Annotated in this window: 18 protein-coding genes; 15 read left to right on the plus strand and 3 right to left on the minus strand. The window is 63.7% G+C overall.

Going from position 1 to position 19,409, the window contains the following annotated elements:
- Positions 1–11: 11 nt before the first annotated feature.
- Positions 12–1,928 carry a beta-ketoacyl synthase gene (locus tag BCL93_RS09405; protein ID WP_112055183.1) on the minus strand — a complete coding sequence of 639 codons (1,917 nt, stop codon included), beginning with the start codon at positions 1,926–1,928 and terminating at the stop codon, positions 12–14.
- A 243-nt stretch (positions 1,929–2,171) separates the two neighbouring features.
- On the opposite strand from BCL93_RS09405, the gene trmB reads away from it, so the two are divergent.
- Positions 2,172–2,858, plus strand: a complete 687-nt coding sequence (trmB, locus tag BCL93_RS09410) for a tRNA (guanine(46)-N(7))-methyltransferase TrmB (protein WP_112055029.1) — start codon at positions 2,172–2,174, stop codon at positions 2,856–2,858.
- Between the two features lie 13 nt (positions 2,859–2,871).
- Here the strand turns inward: trmB and BCL93_RS09415 are convergent, their stop codons facing one another.
- Positions 2,872–3,765, minus strand: coding sequence for a LysR family transcriptional regulator (locus tag BCL93_RS09415; RefSeq protein ID WP_112055030.1), 894 nt, complete (start codon positions 3,763–3,765; stop codon positions 2,872–2,874).
- Between the two features lie 191 nt (positions 3,766–3,956).
- Between BCL93_RS09415 and BCL93_RS09420 the strand changes: the two genes are divergently transcribed.
- From BCL93_RS09420 to BCL93_RS09455, 9 genes are all read left to right on the plus strand, one after another.
- Positions 3,957–4,376, plus strand: coding sequence for a PACE efflux transporter (locus BCL93_RS09420; RefSeq protein WP_112055031.1), 420 nt, complete (start codon positions 3,957–3,959; stop codon positions 4,374–4,376).
- The gene (locus tag BCL93_RS09425; protein ID WP_112055032.1) at positions 4,373–4,702 is read left to right on the plus strand and encodes a DMT family transporter; all 330 of its coding nucleotides are present in this window, start codon (positions 4,373–4,375) and stop codon (positions 4,700–4,702) included. Before BCL93_RS09420 ends, BCL93_RS09425 begins: the two co-directional genes overlap by 4 nt.
- Positions 4,703–4,878: 176 nt before the next feature.
- The gene (dacB, locus tag BCL93_RS09430) at positions 4,879–6,327 is read left to right on the plus strand and encodes a D-alanyl-D-alanine carboxypeptidase/D-alanyl-D-alanine endopeptidase (protein WP_112055033.1); all 1,449 of its coding nucleotides are present in this window, start codon (positions 4,879–4,881) and stop codon (positions 6,325–6,327) included.
- Between the two features lie 268 nt (positions 6,328–6,595).
- Positions 6,596–7,279, plus strand: coding sequence for a DUF4396 domain-containing protein (locus tag BCL93_RS09435; protein WP_112055034.1), 684 nt, complete (start codon positions 6,596–6,598; stop codon positions 7,277–7,279).
- A gap of 152 nt (positions 7,280–7,431) precedes the next feature.
- Entirely contained in the window at positions 7,432–7,803 is a 372-nt protein-coding gene (locus BCL93_RS09440; protein WP_112055035.1) for a diacylglycerol kinase, read from the plus strand.
- Between the two features lie 92 nt (positions 7,804–7,895).
- Positions 7,896–10,904, plus strand: a complete 3,009-nt coding sequence (gene glnE / locus BCL93_RS09445; RefSeq protein ID WP_112055036.1) for a bifunctional [glutamate--ammonia ligase]-adenylyl-L-tyrosine phosphorylase/[glutamate--ammonia-ligase] adenylyltransferase — start codon at positions 7,896–7,898, stop codon at positions 10,902–10,904.
- Positions 10,901–11,338: a type II 3-dehydroquinate dehydratase gene (gene aroQ / locus BCL93_RS09450; protein WP_112055037.1), complete on the plus strand. Its 438-nt coding sequence runs from the start codon at positions 10,901–10,903 to the stop codon at positions 11,336–11,338. Before glnE ends, aroQ begins: the two co-directional genes overlap by 4 nt.
- A 124-nt stretch (positions 11,339–11,462) precedes the next feature.
- Positions 11,463–11,618: a hypothetical protein gene (locus BCL93_RS17250; protein ID WP_181463072.1), complete on the plus strand. Its 156-nt coding sequence runs from the start codon at positions 11,463–11,465 to the stop codon at positions 11,616–11,618.
- A 398-nt stretch (positions 11,619–12,016) separates the two neighbouring features.
- Positions 12,017–13,120: a potassium channel family protein gene (locus BCL93_RS09455; protein WP_112055038.1), complete on the plus strand. Its 1,104-nt coding sequence runs from the start codon at positions 12,017–12,019 to the stop codon at positions 13,118–13,120.
- A 37-nt stretch (positions 13,121–13,157) separates the two neighbouring features.
- Here BCL93_RS09455 and BCL93_RS09460 read toward each other — a convergent pair whose 3' ends face one another.
- Positions 13,158–13,526, minus strand: a complete 369-nt coding sequence (locus BCL93_RS09460; protein ID WP_112055039.1) for a hypothetical protein — start codon at positions 13,524–13,526, stop codon at positions 13,158–13,160.
- A 245-nt stretch (positions 13,527–13,771) separates the two neighbouring features.
- Here BCL93_RS09460 and BCL93_RS09465 point away from each other — a divergent pair, with 245 nt between their 5' ends.
- The 5 genes from BCL93_RS09465 to BCL93_RS09485 all read left to right on the plus strand — a co-directional run bounded on the left by BCL93_RS09465 (position 13,772) and on the right by BCL93_RS09485 (position 19,404).
- Positions 13,772–14,725, plus strand: coding sequence for a sugar-binding transcriptional regulator (locus BCL93_RS09465; RefSeq protein ID WP_112055040.1), 954 nt, complete (start codon positions 13,772–13,774; stop codon positions 14,723–14,725).
- A 352-nt stretch (positions 14,726–15,077) separates the two neighbouring features.
- Positions 15,078–16,388: an ABC transporter substrate-binding protein gene (locus BCL93_RS09470; protein ID WP_112055041.1), complete on the plus strand. Its 1,311-nt coding sequence runs from the start codon at positions 15,078–15,080 to the stop codon at positions 16,386–16,388.
- 63 nt (positions 16,389–16,451) lie between these two features.
- Entirely contained in the window at positions 16,452–17,342 is an 891-nt protein-coding gene (locus tag BCL93_RS09475) for a carbohydrate ABC transporter permease (protein ID WP_112055184.1), read from the plus strand.
- A 16-nt stretch (positions 17,343–17,358) separates the two neighbouring features.
- Complete coding sequence (locus BCL93_RS09480) at positions 17,359–18,243, plus strand: carbohydrate ABC transporter permease (RefSeq protein WP_112055042.1); 885 nt, start codon at positions 17,359–17,361, stop codon at positions 18,241–18,243.
- 12 nt (positions 18,244–18,255) lie between these two features.
- Complete coding sequence (locus BCL93_RS09485) at positions 18,256–19,404, plus strand: ABC transporter ATP-binding protein (protein WP_112055043.1); 1,149 nt, start codon at positions 18,256–18,258, stop codon at positions 19,402–19,404.
- Positions 19,405–19,409: the final 5 nt, after the last annotated feature.

Here is a 19,409-nt window from a genome sequence, read left to right on the forward strand (position 1 = left end):
AGCGCGCCTACCTATTTGTTGATGTCCGAATGGTCATTGTCGCGGTGGGCGTCGTCGAGAGAGCCGAAGGGGTTGTCGACGGCCAGTGACACCGGCTGAGTATAGCCGGGGATGCCGATCTGGCCGGCTTCAACTGAGAGCTCGGGACCTTCCAGCACGCCCTGGCCAAAGCGATACAGGGCCTGGAAGTGGCCCTGGTCGGCGCCCGCCTCGTAGCGTTGGGAGGCCTCGAGGATGGCCGCGCGGCGATCCTTCCAGGCATCGACCGCGGCCTGGCCGTGGCGCTTGACCATCAGCCGCTCGGTGACCGCGGGCGACAGCACCAGGCCTGTCGCATTGTTGCCGCCGAAGCCCTTGGCATTGATGAAGGCGGCATCGGCCTCGAAGGCCTGCGGTTCGGCGAAGAAGCGCAGGCGCTCGGCGTGAACGTCGTCGGCCACGGCATCAAGTGTCGGAATGCCCGGCAGCCAGCCGTGGGCGAAGCTGCCGAGGGCGCTGGCCATCTGATCGCCGGCGGCGCTGCCTTGAGAATGACCGACGAAGGCCTTGACGGCGACTACCGGCCAGGAGGTGATGCCGTTGGCAGTAGCCACCTGATGGAAGACATGGGACTCGGTGGTGCGGTTTTTCGGCGTGCTGGTGCCGTGGGCATGCAGGAAGGTGCGCGTGCGCAGCGATTTCTCGCCGAGCATGTCGCGCGCCAGGCTGACGGCCTTGCCAAGGGTGATGTAGTTGCCGATGCCGGGTGCGGAAATCGAGCGCTTCCAGCCGTCGGCATTGGTGAAGACTCCCGGCACGCTGCCAAGCACCTGGGCGCCGGTTTCCAGCGCCAGGCCGTCGTCCATCAGCAGCACGAACTGGCTGGCCTCGGCGATGGTGAAGCCGCAGTTACGGGCGAAGGGGCGACAAGCGCGCTGGTAGTCGGCATCGGTGAGCAGGCTCAGGGCGTCCAGCGCCTTGAGACTGTCATCGTCGGCAAGCGCGCCCATGGTGCGAAAGCCTTCGATGATCTCGGGCGTAATCGGCGCATCGGCGGTGCCGACCATCACCACGCGACGGCGACCGCTTTTGATTTCCTCGATGCCCAGACGCAAGTTGTACAGGAAGGTCGCGCAGGCGCCCTGGACGGCGCCAGTCGCGCCGACGCTGCCCAGCACATAGGCGTTGAGGAAGTCGGCCGGCATCTGGCCGTAGCCCAGCGGCATCTGCTTGGAGGTGGCGCGATTGCCCGAGGCATAGCTTTTCAGCAGGCCGCCCCAGCCGGCATCGTCGAGCTGGCCGATGGAGTTGCCGGCGTAGACGGCGATCTGATCCGGGTCGAGGCGGTCGCGCAGTGTCTCCCAGTCGAGGCCACTCTGGCCGAGGCAGTCCGATGCGCCGAAAATCGCCATCGATAAGCCGCGGGGATGGTGGACGCTGCGATACAGGCTGCTGGGCTCGAAGCCGCTGGGCAGCTGGCCGGCGGCACGCACCTGAGCGCTGCGGCGCTCGGGCAGCATGACGTTGAACTGGCCCGGCGGCACCGTGACCTCGACGTGACGACGATCCAGCTCGCGCACCTGCCAGGTCTCGGGCAACTGCTCGGGAAGCTGGCGGCGACGCACGTGGAATACCAGCGGTGCCTCGATGGACAGCTGGGCCTGGCGATTGGCTGGGATCCCATCGGCACCGAACACCGGGTCCTCGATGCGACGGATCAGGGTATGGTCGAGGACCTGCTGCTGGTAGCGGGCGACGATCTGATCGGCGTCCAGTGACTGCCCGCTGGTATCCTGCCAGGGCGTAATGCCGTCGGTATTCACCAGACGCATCATCGCCGCCAAGCCGGTCAGGGTGCTGGCCTGGGTGTCCGCGTCGAGGGCCGAAAGGACCGTGCGCCGAAACGCCTGATGGCCCGAGGTTCTGCCGGCAGCATTCACTCCCCCCATGCCGACGATCACCGGTAACTGTGACAAGCCGCTTACCTCATTGTGCTGATGGCGCCTGGGCGCTCATGTTTCCTTCATTTACGGTTGATAATATCACCGCGGCCGCTACCCCGTCATGCGGGCCTTGGCTACGCAGGCGGTGGTTTTCATCTTCTTGTCATGAACGGATGTTTGAATCTGCGCCTGGTCGACCGGCCCTGCTAGAATACCGGGTTCCTTCGTTCACCCGGCTACCGGACGCCCATGCACGCCAATTCCCGAGCCATCGTTACCAATCAGCCTGGCCCCCATCAGGAACTCGCCCGCCGCGTTTCCCGTGCTCTTGCCCATCCGCTCAAGAAGCCGATTGCCGAGCACACGCGCAGCGCCTTCGCCGAGGCCGACGCATGGCTGTCAGCACGGCCTCGGCCGCTGATTCTCGATGCGGGCTGTGGCGTGGGACTCTCGACTCGTCAACTGGCCGAACAGTTCCCCGATCATGTGGTGATCGGTGTCGATCGCAGTTCCGATCGCCTGTCGCGGGATCATGGCGAGCTAGCGGACAACGCTCTGCTGGTACGGGCCGATCTGGTGGACTTCTGGCGGTTGGCGCTGGCGTCGGGCTGGCAGCCAGCGCGCCACTACTTGCTCTACCCGAACCCCTACCCCAAAGCCGCCCATCTCAAGATGCGCTGGCACGGCCACCCGGTGTTTCCGGCCATTCTGGCACTTGGCGGACGACTCGAGCTGCGCTCCAACTGGCGCCTGTATGTCGAGGAGTTCGCGCTGGCCATCGAGCAGGCCACCGGCGAGGTCGTGCAGGCTGAGGTTCATCAGCCGGACGGTGACTTCCTGACGCCTTTCGAGCGCAAGTATCACGCCAGTGGCCAGTCGCTCTGGCGGCTTCAGGTCGAGCTTCCGCTGGCTCTCGAGCTGCTGCCCACACCCTGAAACCGCCGCTGACTCAGCGGTCCTCGCGCCCGCGAAACCCCTGCCCCAGCGATTGACGAAGCCAGCGCGCGACTGGGCCCTGGGCGCTGTCGCGGCGGGCGATCATCTCCACCTCGATGCGCGGCGCTACCCCAAGCGCCTCACCGGTCAATGTGGTCAGGTGATCGCGAAAAGGCGGGTAGCTGGCGATATGCTGCGGTACCAGTGCCCAACCGAGCCCGCGGGTGGCGAGCTCCGCCATCGAGTAAAAGCTGTTCAGACGCCAGAACCTCGCGCTGGTGGCTTGCCCCCCTGCGCTACCGGTGCGCGAGGCAATCACCAGCTGGCGATGGCTTGCCAGGTCAGTGAGGTCGGGCGCCGGCAGCCTGGCCAGCGGATGATCCCGGGCCACCACCAGTAACTGCTTCAGGTGAGCGATGCGCTGTCCTTCCAATAGCGGGCCTCGGGCCTGCTGGCTGAGCAGAATACCGATGTCGGCGGTGCGATCCTCGACCCAACCGGCGATGTCGCCCTGGGCGCCGTAGAGTAGCGTCAGCTGCAGTGCCGGATAGCGATGGGCCAGCGCCTCGAGGGTGGTATCCACCGGCGGCATTTCGACCAGCGCTTCGTCGATGGCCATGACCAGGCTTGCCTCCTCGCCCTCGGCGATGGCCCGGGCCCTGGCATCCAGTCGCTGGCATTGATTCAGCACCGCTCGGGCCTCGTGCAGCATTGCCTCGCCGGCCGCCGTCAGTTGCGGCAGTCGTCCCTGGCGGTCGAAGAGCATGAAGCCCAGATCGTCCTCCAGGTGGCTGATGGCGGTGCTGATCGCCGATTGGGCACGCTTCAGCCGGCGCGCCGCGGCAGAAAACGAGCCCTGCTCGGCGGCGGCAATCAGGCATTCCAACTGATCCAGGGTCCAACGCATTCAGGCCTCCTGTGAAACGGGGGGATGGCGGCGGATTGATTGGCCGAGCTATCAGAATATCAGATGGAATCTAACTGGATGCTATCTCTGCTGCGGTTAGAATGGCCGCCGTTGTCGGGGCATTCGTTACGCCCATGCAGCATTTCCATCGGTATGTACATGAACGGGTAGAAACATTTGGGGAGGAGGGCATGCGCTCGGTAAAGGAAAGGCTCTTGCACAGCGCCCTGTTCGAGGCCGGTGGCCTGGTCCTGGTCACGCCGCTCGCCAACCTGGTTAGCGGCCATGGCCTGGGCAAGCTGGGGACGCTGGGGGTGGCCCTGGCTACCGTGGCCATGGGCTGGAACCTGATCTGGAACCGACTCTTCGATCACTGGGTGCCGAGTCGGCGGCGCAGCGTCTTTGAGCGACTCGCCCAGGCGCTGGGCTTCGAGGCGGGCCTGGTGGTGCTGACCCTGCCCGGCGTGGCCTGGTGGCTTGAGATCGGGCTCGCCGAGGCGCTGTGGCTCGATATCGGTTTCGTGGTGTTTTTCCTGGCCTATGGCCTGATCTTCAATACCCTTTTTGATCGAGCGATGCGCCGTCACCTGGCGCGGGGAGGTAGCTCATGACCTATGTATTCCTGGCGTTGGCCATCATTGCCGAAGTCGTTGGCACCACCGCTCTCAAAGCGTCCGAGGAGTTCTCGCGGTTTTGGCCGAGCGTGCTGGTGGTCGTCTGTTATGGGCTCGCTTTCTATTTGCTGTCGCTGGCGCTGCGCACCCTGCCGGTGGGGATCGCCTATGCCTTCTGGGCAGGTCTTGGCATCGTGCTGGTGACCCTGATCGGCATCGTGGTTTATGGCGAGCGCCCCGACCTGCCGGCGGTACTGGGGCTCGGAATGATCATTGGCGGCGTGGTGGTGATTCAGGTATTTTCCAGCGTGTCGTCTCACTGAGGCCAGGTGCCGCCTCGTTATCGAGGCCCGAAGCCGGCTCTTTATCGAGGCCCGAAGCCGCCTCTTAATCGAGGCCCGAAGCCGCCTCGCACGAAGAGGCCCAACGCTATCTCGTCACATAAGGCGAGCCATGAAACCAGAGGCCTGCATGGCCTCGTCTGCTGTCGGATTGCTCAATGCCCTCTTTGTCGCTGCGTTTATTGCTGGTTGTGCTGCTGTGCTGTGTTCTGGGGGCGCCGATGGCATCGGCGGCGGGTTTCGAACGCCTTTCCGCCCTGGAGGATCAGGGCTTTCTGATCGGTGCCGAGGCGCGTCTGCTGGACAGCGGCGAGGTGCTCGGCGAGATCACGCCCGACCTTGAGCTGTCGCCGGCGTCGGTCTCCAAGCTCTACATGGCCGCCGCGGCCCTTGACCGCTGGGGACCCCAGCACCGCTTCACCACTCGACTGGTGACACCAGGCACGCTGTCTGGCGATGGCGTGGTGACAGGCGACCTGGTCTTCGAGGGCGGTGGCGATCCGGCATTGGTCTCAGAAGATCTCTGGCGGCTGGTGCAGCAGCTTCGTCAGCAGGGCGTGACCCGAGTAGACGGGGCGCTCGAGATCAATCAGTGGCGCTATGGCCCGGTGCAGTGCATTACCACCGACCGCTGCGAGGCCCGTCGCCGTGGCACCAACGCCTATAGCGCGCTCTTGTCGGCGGCGGGGGTGGATTATGGCAGCTGGTGTCTAGTGGTCCGCCCCGGGCCTGCTCTTGGTGAGCCTGCGCGGGTTGCCAGCTGCTCAAGCGGCGCGCTGCTGACGCGTCTCGATAACCAGATTCAAACCGCCCGCGCCGATGGCCGGACCCGCCTGGATGCCGAACGCCTGACCGACGGCCAAGGCGATCGCATGCTGCTCACGGGCACCATCGCCATGGGTGACGGGCCGCGCTACGTTTACCGCGCCAGCTCCGACCCCGCCGAGCAGACCGCTAGCACCCTGGCATCGCTGCTTGATCAGGCCGGCATCGCCGTGACCGGTGGCGCTCGGGTGGTCAGCTCGGCGCCGCCGTCGGCGGTCACCGAGCTCGCTTCCGTGCAGGGCAAGCCGCTGCAGGAACTCTTGCAGCGCACCCTCAACTACTCGAACAACTTCATGGCCGATGTGCTGGCCCTCGATTTGGTCGGTTCGCCACGAGCGACTCTCCCTCAGGCCGGCGATGCGGTGGAGGCTTTTGCCCTGACGATTCCCGGCCATGGCCCGCTGACCCTGGAGAGTGGCAGCGGCCTGACCACCGGCAATCGCACCACGGCGCGCGGCGTTACGGCGTTGCTCGAACACATGTACCAGCGCCCGGCGCTGTTCCCGAGCTTCATCGCCGGCCTGCAGTCGCCCACCAACGGCGCCATGCGCTTCCTGCGCCGCGGCAGCGACACCTTTCAGGAAAACGTGATGCTCAAGACGGGTACCCTCAATCAGCCATTCTCGGTGCGCTCCACCGGCGGCTACTTCCGCACCCAGAGCGGTCGCTGGGGCGTGTTCTCGGTGCTGGTCAATGGCACGGCCAGCACGCCCTACCTGGCCTGGCGGCAGGTGCTTGAACCGCTCGCCGATGATCTTGAGTCGATGATCCTGAGTCACTGAGACAGTCACTGAGACAGTCACTGGCAGGGCATCGGGCTGATTGATTGGACTGGTTTATAGGCTGGTTTATGGAGCGCCAGTCAGTGGCGATGAATTCACACCGGGGTAAGTGAGACCTCCAGGCACGGCGAGGGGGCGCGCTCAGCGGCGCAAGAAGTCCTTCTCATGCATGAATGTCATGTGCAGCCAGGGTTGAAAATGGCGCCTGAATCATCACAGATTCAGGTAGTAGATAGCATCCTTAGCATCGCCATGGAGACAGCCCAAGATGTCATTAGATCAGCTGCAGACATTTATCGATTCCTGGGTCGGGCTTGGCGTGTGGCTCGCCCTGGTGGCCGCCAGCGTAGCCTGGGTGGCCTATGACTTGCGCACCAAGAACAGCCACATGGCCTCGATCATGCAATGGGTCTGGATCTTGACGGTGTTGTATTCCGGTCCCATTGGCGTATTGATTTACCGTTACTCCGGACGTCGCCAGATTCCAGCGGATAACCTAAAGCGCAAAGGGTTCCGGTCAGTGGCCCACTGCTATTCTGGCTGCGGCATCGGTGAGATCCTCGGCGTCATAATCGCGGTGGGTATTTTTGCCGTTGGCAACGCCTGGACAGCGGCCATCACGTTTATCTTGGCCTATGTTTTCGGGTTCGCGCTTAACCTCGGGCCGATGATGCAGTCGGGAGTGCCCTTCATGCAGGCACTCAAGGGTGCGTTTCTGGCAGAAACCATCAGCATTGCGGTGATGGAGTTCGTGGCGATCACCGTGGATATTAATCTGGGGGGGCAGTCCACTATGAGCGATGCGCTTTTCTGGGCGTCTCTTTACATTTCCCTGAGCCTTGGCCTTTTTGCGGCCTGGCCGGCCAACCTGTTGTTGATCAAATTTGGCCTCAAGGGAGGCATGGCCGATCCCCGGGATACGGAAGCGGCGGCCAGCGGCCATTGTCACTAATGGTGTCAGCGGCCGGGCGTTTTCGCGAGGAGCCTGGCCCATCCCGAGTTCCAAAATATGCCCGGTGTGGGTGACATGCCACGACTCGCTTTCATATTCGGCTGCTAGAATCGGCGACCGTCACCCATCCTCCGACATGCAGGAACGACTCGATGAAGCCTGGGCACACCGGCTGGCGCCACCTGATCCATTCCACCCGCTATTCCATCAAGGGGCTGAATGCCGCCTTTCGCAACGAAGCCGCCTTTCGTCAGGAGCTGGGCCTGTGCCTGGTGCTGGTACCGCTGGCGATCTGGCTCGGGCACTCACCCGTCGAATGGATTCTTCTGATCGGCAGCTGCCTGCTGGTGCTGATCGTCGAACTGCTGAATACCGCCGTGGAGGCGGTGGTCGACCGCATTGGTCCCGAACGCCATGAGCTTTCCGGGCGGGCCAAGGACATTGGCTCGGCGGCCGTGATGCTGGCGCTGATGATCGCCGGGATGACCTGGGGCCTGTTGGCCTGGCAGCGCTTCTTTGGCTAGGCCTTCCCGTGTGACTGGGCTGAGTTATCCGCAGGGCGCAGACAGTAGGGCGGCGGCTTCGCTATGCTTGGGGAAATGACAAGGAGACGCCCATGGCGCTGCCCGACGGCTTCCTGCCGCTGATCGAGATTCCCCATTGCCTGCACGCCTCGCTTGGCGAGACCGCACGGCGTCTGGATGAGGCGCTGGAGCGCGCCGATGCCCGTGCGCGCCAACAGCAAAGCGACCCGCTGAGCGAGACCTGGCGAGCGCTCGGCGAATCGCGTCGCGAGCAGCTGGCGAAGGTGCTTGCGGTCTCGGCGTTCGCCGCCGATACGCTGGTCCACTATCCGGACTGGCTGACAAGCCTGGACGCCAACGGCGAGCTTGAGAGTGCGCCTTCACCTCGCTTGCTCGATCAGTGGCTGAGTGAGGTCCTTGGCGAGGCCACCGATGAGGCGACCATGCAGTCGGCGATTCGGCGTTTTCGCCGCGAGCGCATGCTGGGCATTGTTTGGCGGGACCTGACCCGCCCCACCGGCACATCCATGTGGGAAACCGCCGGCGCCGTCTCACGTCTCGCCGAGGCCTGCCTGGAAGGTGCGCTTGGCTGGCTCGAGGCGCATTTCGAGGCCCGCTGGGGCCGGCCGGCGCCGCGCGCCGACGGCAGTCCCCAGCGCCTGGTGGTGCTGGGCATGGGCAAGCTGGGGGCTGGCGAGCTCAACCTCTCGTCGGATATCGACCTGATCTTCGCCTTTCCCGAGAAGGGCGTGACCCAGGGCGGCAAGCGTGAATTCGAGCATCAGGAATACTTCACCAAGCTTGGCCAGAAGCTGATAGGGGCACTGGACGCGATCACCGCCGACGGTTTCGCGTTTCGCGTCGACATGCGTCTGCGCCCACTGGGCGACGGCGGTCCGCTGGTTGGCAACTTCGCCATGTTGGCAAGCTATTACCAGGATCAGGGCCGCGAGTGGGAGCGCTACGCAATGCTCAAGGCCCGGCCTGTCGCCGGCGATATCGATGCCGGCTGTGAGCTGCTGGCGGGTCTCAGCCCCTTCGTCTATCGCAAGTATCTCGATTTCGGCGCCATCGAATCGCTGCGCGAGATGAAGTCGATGATCAACCGCGAGGTCAAGCGCCGCGGCATGGACGACAACATCAAGCTCGGCCGCGGGGGAATCCGTGAGGTCGAGTTTGTCGTTCAGGCCTTCCAGTTGATTCGCGGTGGCCGCGATACCGAGCTGCAGGTCACCTCGCTAAAGACGGCCCTCGAACGCCTGCCCGAGCTTGGTCTGCTGCCTCAGCAGGTGGTCGATGAGCTGACGCCGGATTACGTCTTTCTGCGCGACCTGGAGCATGCCATTCAGGCCCTCGAGGATCGCCAGACCCAGGCGCTGCCCCATGATGATGCTCAGCGCGAACGCATCGCCCTGGCGATGGACATGGAAGACTGGCCGGCCCTCATGGCGCGCCTCTCTGAGCTGCGCGGCCGGGTGCGCGGGCATTTCGATGCGGTGATCGCCGATCCCGAAGAAGAGGCCGATGGCGTCGATGATGATGACAGCTCTGCCTACGCCGAGCTGCGTGCTCTGTGGCGCGGCGAGCTGTCCGAACAGGAAGCCAAGGCGCTGCTTGAAAATGCCGGCTTCGCGGATCCCGCCCGGGGTGACCGGCGGCTCAAGGCCCTGCGTCAGTCCCGGGCGGTGCAGGGCATGCAGCGCATCGGCTTCGAACGTCTCGACGCGCTGATGCCGTTGCTGCTCGAAGCGGTGATCGACAGCGAGTCGCCGGACACGGTTCTCGAGCGGGTGCTGCCCTTGATCGAGTCGGTATTGCGGCGCACCGCCTATCTGGCGCTGCTGCGCGAGAATCGTGATGCGCTCGGCCACCTGATGCGACTGTGCGGGGCGAGTCCCTGGATCGCCGACCAGATCGCCCGCCACCCCATCCTGCTCGACGAACTGCTGACCCCCTCGACGCTGTATACCCCCGCCGACAAGTCGCGGTTGGCCGATGAACTGCGCCAGGCCCTGGGGCGGATTCCCGAGGACGACGAAGAAGCCCAGCTCGAGGCGCTGCGGGTGTTCAAGCATGCCCAGGTGCTGCACGTGGCGGCGTCCGATATCGTCGGCACCCGGGCGCTGATGAAGGTCAGCGACTACCTGACCTTCATCGCTGAGGTGGTGCTGGAACAAGTGCTGGCGATGGCCTGGAAACATCTGACCCGCAAGCATGGCTATCCCAAGCGCCGGGACGGCAGTCACGGCGAGACCGACTTCATCATCGTCGGCTATGGCAAGCTTGGTGGCATCGAGCTTGGCTACAGCTCCGACCTGGACCTGGTGTTCATCCACGATGCCGCCTCTCAGGGCAGCACCGACGGCGAGCGTCCGATCGACAATCCGGTGTTCTTCACCCGCCTCGGCCAGCGCATCATCCACCTGCTGACCGCGGTTACCCCTGCCGGCGCCCTGTATGAGGTCGACATGCGCCTGCGGCCTTCGGGTAACGCTGGCCTGTTGGTGACCACCCTCGAGGCCTTCGCCGACTACCAGCGCCGCGAGGCCTGGACCTGGGAGCATCAAGCGCTGGTGCGGGCGCGGGCCGTGGCTGGCGATACTGGCCTGGAGCAGCGATTCGATACAGTGCGCCGCGAGGTGCTCGGCCAGGTGCGCGACCTCCCGGCGCTGCGCGAGGAGGTGATCAGGATGCGCCACAAGATGCGCGATCACCTGGGGAGCTCGGCGGTGGCCAAAGAGGCCGGTGCCTTCGACCTCAAGCAGGATGCCGGTGGCATGGTCGATATAGAGTTTCTGTGCCAGTACGCGGTGCTGGCCATGGGACATGACTGCCCGGCGCTGCTGGTCTACAGCGACAACATGCGCATCCTCGAGACACTGGAAGAGCACGAGCTGCTGCCCGCCGAGGATGCCAGCGCGCTGCGCGAGGCCTATCTGGCCTACCGCAACGCCTTTCATCGTTCGGCGCTGACCAAACAGGTCGTCGAGGCCGATTTCAGCGCTCAGCGCGAGCTGGTCAGTCGCCTGTGGCAGCGCTTGCTGGAAGACGACGACGCCTCCACGCCCCCCGACATTTCACATCAGGAGACGCCTCAGTGAGCCAAGGCAAGGTACTCGTACTGCATGGTCCCAATCTCAACCTGCTCGGCACCCGCCAGCCGGAGATCTACGGGCGAGAGACCCTCGACGACATCAACAACGGCCTCTATGAGCGGGCGGCGCTGAATGACTGGGATATCGCCTGTCACCAGAGCAACCACGAGGGCGCACTGATCGACGCTATTCACCGCGCGCGACTCGATGGCACCACCGCGATCATCATCAATCCCGCGGCCTATACCCACACCTCGGTGGCCATTCTCGACGCCCTGAATGCCTTCGAGGGCAAGGTAATCGAAGTGCACCTGTCGAACGTGCACAAGCGCGAATCCTTCCGCCACCATTCCTATGTCTCGCTGCGTGCCGACGGCGTGATTGCCGGACTTGGCAGCCATGGCTATCGGGCGGCGCTGGACGCGCTGATCAACGCCTGACGACATCTCGTGCCCGCCGGGGCGGCAGTGCCTCGGTGGACATCCAGATGTGGTGATTAGACTAAAGTCTAAATACTGGGTATCATGGGGTCACTATCCTTAAGTCATATAGGTCCGTTATCCCATGAATACTTCGACCTCAGCTGCTTCTACTGCTACCCAACAGCTTCCGCTGATCAAGCGCATCGGCCAGCTGGCCTACCGCGCACTCGAGAGCATGACCGAGAGCTCCTATCAGGGCTTCATCGCTCGCCAGGGCTATCGTTACGCCTACATCTGATCGGTTGGTTGCAGGGCATGGTGCGCTCACCCGCCCCGGCCCTGCCAACTCCCTTCGCTCTATCCCTTCCGCTTTTCCAAGCCGCGCTGCGTCGCCGGCCATGAGCATGCCTGTGTTCCCTGGTCTCCTTCGGCGTAAATCGTACGCACTTGCCTGACGTCTCTCCCCTGTCTCTATAAGTTGCACCGAGTGGAAATGATGGAGCCCGCTTCGCTGGCTCATTCGCATCACCCGTTCGCGTGTCGTAGCATGCGCCGTTATTCAACGCGGCATCGCCTGATGCGGCGTCGTTCGAAGCCGCGACATGTATAGGCACGACATGTATAGGCACGACATTCAATGCACGTGCATTGCCATGCTGACTGACAGGGAGCTCTCGCCGTTGCGGGAGAATCGTGATGCGACTGATTCACATGCTGCGCCGGCGCTCGACGTGTCGGCAGCTAACGCAGCAGCTCAACATCGACATGCGTGCGCGACTAAAGCGGGCCTTCCTGTGGCTGTTGGTGCTCACCGTCTTGCACACCCTGGCGATGGTCGCTTTCGAGTCAATGGGCGGGGGCGATGCACTGTGGCTGACGCTGACCACCATGACCACGGTGGGCTATGGCGACCTCTCGGCGGCGACACCGCTGGGGCGTGCCGCTACGGTGCTGCTGCTGTACGTCGCCGGCATCACCCTGCTCGCGCAGCTGGCAAGCGACTACATCGACTACCGCCTCAAGCGGAAAGAATCCATGATCAAGGGCCGCTGGAGGTGGCAGATGAACGACCACGTGCTGATCATCAACAGTCCCGCTAATAACGCCGCGGTCTACTTCGACCGACTGGTGCAACAGCTGCGCGCGACCCGGGAGCTTCACGACACACCGGTGCAGATTCTTACCGAGGCCTTTCCGGACGGGCTGCCCGACCATCTTCGCGAGCAGGGCGTGGTGCATCACCACGGCGAGCCTTCCGACCCTCAGGCGCTGGCCGCCGTGACGCCGGAAAGCGCCCGAGTGATCATTGTGCTGGCAAGCGACGAATACAGCCGCGTCTCCGACAGCATCACGCTGGACGTGCTGACCCAGCTCCGGGATCTGTGTGGGACGTCGCTGCCCTATACCGTCGCCGAGTGCGTGCACGAGGACAGCCGACGACGCCTGGAGCTGGCCGGTGCCAGCACTAGCCTGCGGCCGATCCGCGCCTATCCGGAGATGCTGGTGCGCTCGCTGGTGGCGCCGGGGGCCGAGAAAATCCTCGAAAACCTCTTCACTCATCATGACGACCACGCCATGCGCTATTCGGTGTCGCTCGAGGACGCCGTCTGGTCCGACGTGACCTGTCGCCTGATGGCCTCCGGCATGGGCACCCTGATGGCCTATGTGGGCAAGGACGGCCAGATCGTTTGCCACCCGGCTCACGACCACCGCTTCAACGCCACCGCCCTGATTCTGATGGTACGGGAGGAGTTCGTGCCGAGCACGGCAGACATCGAGGCATGCCTGGGCGAAGGGTAGGGGAGGGGCCACCGTCGTCGATGGCACCCGCTCGGCGCTATTTCTTCTCCCGGTACTCGCCTTCCAGTACCTCGTGCTCCTCAAGACGGCCGCTGCTGGAGCGAGACTCGCGGTCCTGGGTGTCACGGTGGTAATAGCCGCCACCGATATCCTCGGCCTGCTGGGCACGCATCTGCTCCATGCGCTTTTTCATGCGATGGCGCAGGAAGGGCAGCATGGCCCAGCCGATCAGCAGGAAGAAGAGACCAAGGATGGTGCCGACGATCATCAGCACGCCGAACATCAGCCAGGTCAGCACCAGGCGTGGTCCGCTCATGCCCTGGCGTGGCCGCGCCTGGCGAGCCCGTTCCTTCCATTGATGGGCCGCCTGCCAGGCGGCATTGCGTTGACGATCTTGATCATTCATGAACTGCTCCCGAGGGGAGGTGGGTGGTGATTGCGTTGACGATAATCTCTTCGATGGTAAATCGAAGGTCAGGTTCCGTGATCTCGGCGGTCATGTTGAGGCGCGGGGTTACAGGCAAGCGTGGCACGCCGCGGCACTGGTGTCATGCAAGCGAGCACGCCGGTCATGAAGGGTGGCCGTTGTGCATTGCCGGCAGGCTTGCGATGATCCTTGGCACAGATGACCAACGGGAATGATGCGATTACGTGGACAAGTTTGAGCAACGATTGGACCAGGCAGCGCGCGCAGCCTGGCTTTCCTATGTAGGGGGGCGCACTCAGGATGAGATCGCCAGCCAGCTCGGTGTCTCGCGCCCCGGGGTGCAGCGCCTGCTGGCCCTGGCGCGGCAGGAAGGGCTGGTCAAGGTGCACATCGATCATCCCATTGCCACCTGCATGATGTTGTCCCAGCAGATTTGCGAGCGTTTCGATCTGGACTTTTGCGACGTGGTGCCCGTCGATACCGGTGCCGCCGACAGTAGTTACCAGTACCTGGCCGTTGCCGGGGCCGAGCGACTGGAACGCTATATCGAGCGCATCGCGCCGCTGACCCTCTCGCTGGGGTCGGGTCGGACGGTGAGAGCCATGGTCGAGGCCCTGAGCCGTCTCGATCGTCCCCAGCATCGCTTCGTCTCGCTGGTCGGCAATGTCGCCCGTGACGGTTCCTCGAATCGCTACGACGGGATCATGGTGCTGGCCGACAAGACCGGCGGCGAGCGCTTCCTGCTACCCGCGCCTGTGGTGGCCGGTTCGGTGGAAGAGAAGGACGCCATGCTCGGCCAGCGGCTGTTCCATGCGGTGACGGATGTGGCCCTTAAAGCCGAGGCGGCCTTCATTGGGGTAGGGCGCATCGACCGCCAGGCGCCGCTGTTCCAGGATCACTTCATCAACGAGAGCGAACTTGATGAACTGCTCGCCATGCAGGCGGTGGGAGAGTTGCTCGGTTGGCCGATGAATCAGGACGGCGAGGTCATCGACTGTTCGATTACCCATCGCGTCACCAGCCTGCCGCTCGAGCTGCTTCGTGATCAACAGCTGGTCGCGCTTGCCGGTGGCCGTGAGAAGGCGCCGGCGATTCTTGCGGCGCTGCGCGGTGGGTGGCTGAAGGGCCTGGTTACCGACGAAACCGCGGCGCGCTTCATTCTCGATGCCCGGGAGTGACCCGAACTCGGCTGTTATGGCGTTCCTTTCCCGCGTATCTCTTTCCTTCCCCACGCCGATATCGTCTGGTGTCCTGCAGTACCGAGGGGGGCGTTGGTGCTGAGTCGGCTTGGCAGACCAGCAGTATCACGGATCGATCATTGATCTAAAAAGGCCATGGCGCACGTTGCGCCATGGCCTTTTTTCGTGCCCCTCATTCCCCCTCGCTTGCCCCGCCAACCGTTGCCCGCTACCCCTAAAGTATAGGCCCTGTGGCTTTGCTTTTTTCAGGGTGCTGTCCGATCATTTGATCGTCAAGTGAGTGATTGATCAAAACACAACAACAGATAACTCCCTTACGAAGGAGCAAGCCATGAAGCTGTCTCGTGTGCTTCCGATCGCCGGCCTGGCTGCCGTCGGTGCGACGGTTGCGAATGCAGAAACCATCACCGTGGCCACCGTCAACAACAATGACATGGTGGTCATGCAGAGCCTGACCGACGCTTTCGAGCAGTCCCATCCGGGCATCAAGCTGGATTGGGTGGTGCTCGAAGAGAACGTGCTACGCCAGCGGCTGACCACCGATATCGCCACCGGGGGTGGGCAGTTCGACGTGATGACCATCGGCACCTACGAGGTACCGATCTGGGCCGAACGCAACTGGCTGATGCCCCTCGACAATCTCCCCGAGGACTATCAGGTCGACGACCTGCTGCAGTCGGTCCGCGACGGCCTGAGCTATGACGGCACCCTGCAAGCGCTGCCGTTCTATGCCGAAAGCTCGATGATGTACTACCGCAAGGACCTGTTTGACGAGGCCGGCATCACGATGCCCGACCAGCCGACCTGGCAACAGGTACGCGAGTGGGCCGGCAAGCTGCACGATGCCGAGCAGGAGCAATATGGCATCTGCCTGCGCGGCAAGCCGGGTTGGGGCGAGAACATGGCGCTGGTCTCCACCATGGTCAACAGCTTCGGTGGGCGCTGGTTTGACATGGACTGGCAGCCGCAGATCGATTCGCCGGCCTGGCAGGAGGCCGTCAGTTTCTACGTCGACCTGCTGAACGACTTCGGCCCGCCCGGAGCCAGCTCCAACGGCTTCAACGAGAACCTGGCGCTGTTCTCCCGTGGCAACTGTGCCATGTGGGTCGATGCCACCTCGGCGGCGGGCAAGCTCTTCGATGCCGACCAGTCCAAGGTCGCCGATAAACTGGGCTTCGCCCCGGCGCCGGTCGCCAAGACCCCCAAGGGCTCGCACTGGCTGTGGTCCTGGGCCCTGGCGATCCCGGCCTCGTCTGATTCCAAGGACGCGGCTCGCCAGTTCATTACCTGGGCGACATCCAAGGACTACATCGCCCTGGTCGGCGATCGTGAAGGCTGGACCAGCGTGCCCCCGGGCACTCGTACGTCCACCTACGAGAACCCGAACTACCAGCAGTCCGCACCCTTCGCCGGTTTCGTGCTGGACGCCATCCAGGGCGCCGATCCCACCGATTCGACCCTGGAACCGAGCCCCTACACTGGCGTGCAGTTCGTGGGTATTCCTGAGTTCCAGTCGATCGGTACCCAGGTTGGCCAGATGGTGGCCGCAGCCCTGACCGGGGAGACCACCGTCGAGCAGGCGCTGCAGGCGTCGCAGCGCGCCACCGAGCGCACCATGGAGCGCGCCGGTTATCTGGACTGATCCGTGTCCGCCGGCCGGGTGACCCCGGTCGGCTCCTTCCTTGCGACCTTCATGGTTACCGACATGAACAAGACCAGAACTTCCGGGCGCACCATCGGAGGGTTGCGTACCCTCTCGCTGCAGGCGCCCGCCGTCTCCCTGCTTTTCCTGTGGATGATCGTGCCGCTGGCGATGACCGTCTGGTTCTCCCTGCAGCGCTACAACCTGCTGATGCCCGGCATGACCGGCTTCGCCGGTCTCGAGAATTACGAATACCTGTTCACTGACCCGGCCCTGTGGTCGGCCATGGGCACGACCCTGCTGATGGTCGGCTGGGTGCTGGTGATCACCGTGGTCGGCGGCACGCTGCTGGCGGTGCTCTTCCAGCAAGACTTCATGGGCCGGGGCATCGCCCGGGTGCTGGCGATTTCACCGTTCTTCGTCATGCCCACCGTCAGCGCCCTGGTGTGGAAGAACATGATGATGCACCCGGCCAACGGGGTGCTGTCCTGGGTGGCGGAGTCCCTCGGCCTGCCGGCGGTGGACTGGTTCTCGTCGCTGCCGCTGACCTCGATCATCATCATCGTGGCCTGGCAGTGGCTGCCGTTCGCGCTGCTGATTCTGCTCACCGCCATGCAATCGCTGGACGAAGACCAGGTCGAAGCCGCCCGCATGGACGGCGCTGGCCCGATCGCGATCTTCTTCTTCATCACCCTGCCGCACCTCAAGCGGGCGATCAGCGTGGTGATCATGATCGAGATGATCTTCCTGCTGACCATCTTCGCCGAGATCTTCGTCACCACTTCCGGTGGCCCGGGCCTTGCCACCACCAACCTGGCCTACCTGATCTACATCCGCGCCCTGCTCGACTTCGACGTCGGCATGGCCTCCGCCGGCGGGGTGGTCGCGATCATCCTTGCCAACATCGTTGCCATCTTCCTGGTCCGTATGGTGGCCAAGAACCTGGAAAACTGACGCGGGAGCGCGACACATGACGACTGCAAGAACCCACTCCGTGTCCGGGGCCTCTGCCTCGCCGGTCAAGCGGTCACCGCTGGCCAGTACTCTGCTCAATCGACGCCTATGGCTCGGCGTGCTGGGCTGGACGTTGGCCCTGATGATCTTCTTCCCGATCTTCTGGATGGTGCTGACCGGCTTCAAGACCGAGGCCGACGCCATCGCCGACCCGAGTCTGATCTTCTCGCCGACGCTTGAGAACTACGCTGAGGTCCAGAGCCGCGCGGGCTATGCCAAGTTCGCCTTCAATAGTGTGGTGGTGGCCTTCGGCTCGACGCTGCTGGCGCTGCTGATCGCCATTCCGGCGGCCTATTCGATGGCCTTTCTGCCCACCAAGCGCACCAAGGGCACCCTGCTGTGGATGCTGTCCACCAAGATGCTGCCGCCGGTCGGCGTGCTGGTGCCGATCTATCTGCTGTTCCGTGACGTCGGGCTTTTGGATACCCGTACCGGGCTGGTCATCGTCTACACCCTGATGAACCTGCCGATCGTGGTCTGGATGCTCTACACCTTCTTCAAGGACATGCCCAAGGACATCCTCGAGGCGGGCCGTATGGATGGCGCCGGCACCCTGCAGGAGGTGATCTACCTACTGCTGCCGCTGACTCTGCCGGGCATTGCCTCCACCGGCCTGCTGGCGGTGATCCTGAGCTGGAACGAGGCCTTCTGGAGTCTCAACCTCACCTCATCCCAGGCGGCCCCGCTGACGGCCTATATCGCCTCTTTCTCGAGCCCCGAAGGGCTGTTCTGGGCCAAGCTTTCCGCGGCCTCGACCATGGCCATTGCGCCCATCATCGTTTTCGGATGGTTGACCCAGAAACAGATGGTACGCGGCCTGACCTTTGGCGCCGTCAAGTAAAGGAATCTCATCATGGCAACGCTACAACTCAAACAGCTCAACAAGAGCTTCGATGACACCCATGTCATCAAGGGCGTCGACCTTGAGGTCAACGACCGCGAATTCGTGGTTTTCGTTGGCCCTTCCGGCTGCGGCAAGTCGACCCTGATGCGCATGATTGCGGGGCTCGAGAATGCCACCAGCGGCGATATTCTCATCGACGGGGCGCGCATGAACGACGTGGGTCCCGCTGATCGTGGCCTGGCCATGGTCTTCCAGAGTTATGCGCTCTATCCGCACATGACCGTCGAAGACAACATGGGCTTCAGCATGCGCCTGGCGGGTGTCTCGAAGGACAAACGCCGCGAGAAGGTGCTCGAAGCGGCCAAAATCCTGCAGCTCGAGCCGCTGCTGGATCGCAAGCCCAAGGCGCTGTCTGGCGGCCAGCGCCAGCGCGTGGCGATCGGCCGCGCCATCGTGCGCAACCCCAGCATCTTCCTGTTCGACGAGCCGCTTTCCAACCTCGACGCGGCCCTGCGCGTGCAGATGCGTATCGAACTGGCGAGGCTCCATGAGGAGCTCGACGCCACCATGATCTACGTCACCCATGACCAGATCGAGGCCATGACCATGGCCGACAAGATCGTGGTATTGCAGGGCGGTGAGATCGAGCAGGTGGGCTCGCCCATGGAGCTCTATCACCATCCCCGCAATCGCTTCGTGGCCGGTTTCATCGGCTCGCCGAAGATGAACTTCCTGCCCGTCGAGGTGGTCGAGGCCGACGCCAAGGGCGTCAGCGTCAAGCTACCGGGCGGCGGCATTATCAACGTGCCTGCCAAGGGCAACGGCCTGCAGCCGGGCACCGCCCTGGAGCTGGGTGTCCGCCCAGAACATCTGGTGCTCGACGACACCCAGGGACCGCTTAGCGGCGAGATCCAGGTCCTCGAACGTCTGGGGGGCCAGACCTCGCTGTACGTCCAGATGGGGGAGACCCTGATGACCCTGATGGCAGACGGCGATGTCGCGCACCGAGTGCGTGATGAGGTGCGCTTCGGCTTCGAACCGGAGCGGGCACATCTGTTCGATGGGGAAGGGCTGGCCCTGCCGAGCCTGCATCAGCATCCCCTGGCAGGCCTGCGCCGTCAGGACAATCGCGCGTCCTCCGATGCCGTCGATCACTGAGGAGA

Source organism: Onishia taeanensis, from assembly GCF_003268885.1.
Lineage (GTDB): Bacteria > Pseudomonadota > Gammaproteobacteria > Pseudomonadales > Halomonadaceae > Onishia > Onishia taeanensis_A.

Bases quoted from the DNA above. Each gene is read 5' to 3' on its own strand.
- BCL93_RS09485 (WP_112055043.1), top strand. From the start codon at position 18,256: ATGGCAACGCTACAACTCAAACAGCTCAACAAGAGCTTCGATGACACC.
- BCL93_RS09435 (WP_112055034.1), top strand. From the start codon at position 6,596: ATGTCATTAGATCAGCTGCAGACATTTATCGATTCCTGGGTCGGGCTT.
- BCL93_RS09475 (WP_112055184.1), top strand. From the start codon at position 16,452: ATGAACAAGACCAGAACTTCCGGGCGCACCATCGGAGGGTTGCGTACC.
- dacB (WP_112055033.1), top strand. From the start codon at position 4,879: ATGCCCTCTTTGTCGCTGCGTTTATTGCTGGTTGTGCTGCTGTGCTGT.
- BCL93_RS09405 (WP_112055183.1), bottom strand. From the start codon at position 1,928: ATGGGGGGAGTGAATGCTGCCGGCAGAACCTCGGGCCATCAGGCGTTT.
- glnE (WP_112055036.1), top strand. From the start codon at position 7,896: ATGGCGCTGCCCGACGGCTTCCTGCCGCTGATCGAGATTCCCCATTGC.
- BCL93_RS09425 (WP_112055032.1), top strand. From the start codon at position 4,373: ATGACCTATGTATTCCTGGCGTTGGCCATCATTGCCGAAGTCGTTGGC.
- BCL93_RS09455 (WP_112055038.1), top strand. From the start codon at position 12,017: ATGCGACTGATTCACATGCTGCGCCGGCGCTCGACGTGTCGGCAGCTA.
- trmB (WP_112055029.1), top strand. From the start codon at position 2,172: ATGCACGCCAATTCCCGAGCCATCGTTACCAATCAGCCTGGCCCCCAT.
- BCL93_RS09440 (WP_112055035.1), top strand. From the start codon at position 7,432: ATGAAGCCTGGGCACACCGGCTGGCGCCACCTGATCCATTCCACCCGC.
- BCL93_RS09470 (WP_112055041.1), top strand. From the start codon at position 15,078: ATGAAGCTGTCTCGTGTGCTTCCGATCGCCGGCCTGGCTGCCGTCGGT.
- BCL93_RS09460 (WP_112055039.1), bottom strand. From the start codon at position 13,526: ATGAATGATCAAGATCGTCAACGCAATGCCGCCTGGCAGGCGGCCCAT.
- BCL93_RS09480 (WP_112055042.1), top strand. From the start codon at position 17,359: ATGACGACTGCAAGAACCCACTCCGTGTCCGGGGCCTCTGCCTCGCCG.
- BCL93_RS09420 (WP_112055031.1), top strand. From the start codon at position 3,957: ATGCGCTCGGTAAAGGAAAGGCTCTTGCACAGCGCCCTGTTCGAGGCC.
- BCL93_RS17250 (WP_181463072.1), top strand. From the start codon at position 11,463: ATGAATACTTCGACCTCAGCTGCTTCTACTGCTACCCAACAGCTTCCG.
- BCL93_RS09415 (WP_112055030.1), bottom strand. From the start codon at position 3,765: ATGCGTTGGACCCTGGATCAGTTGGAATGCCTGATTGCCGCCGCCGAG.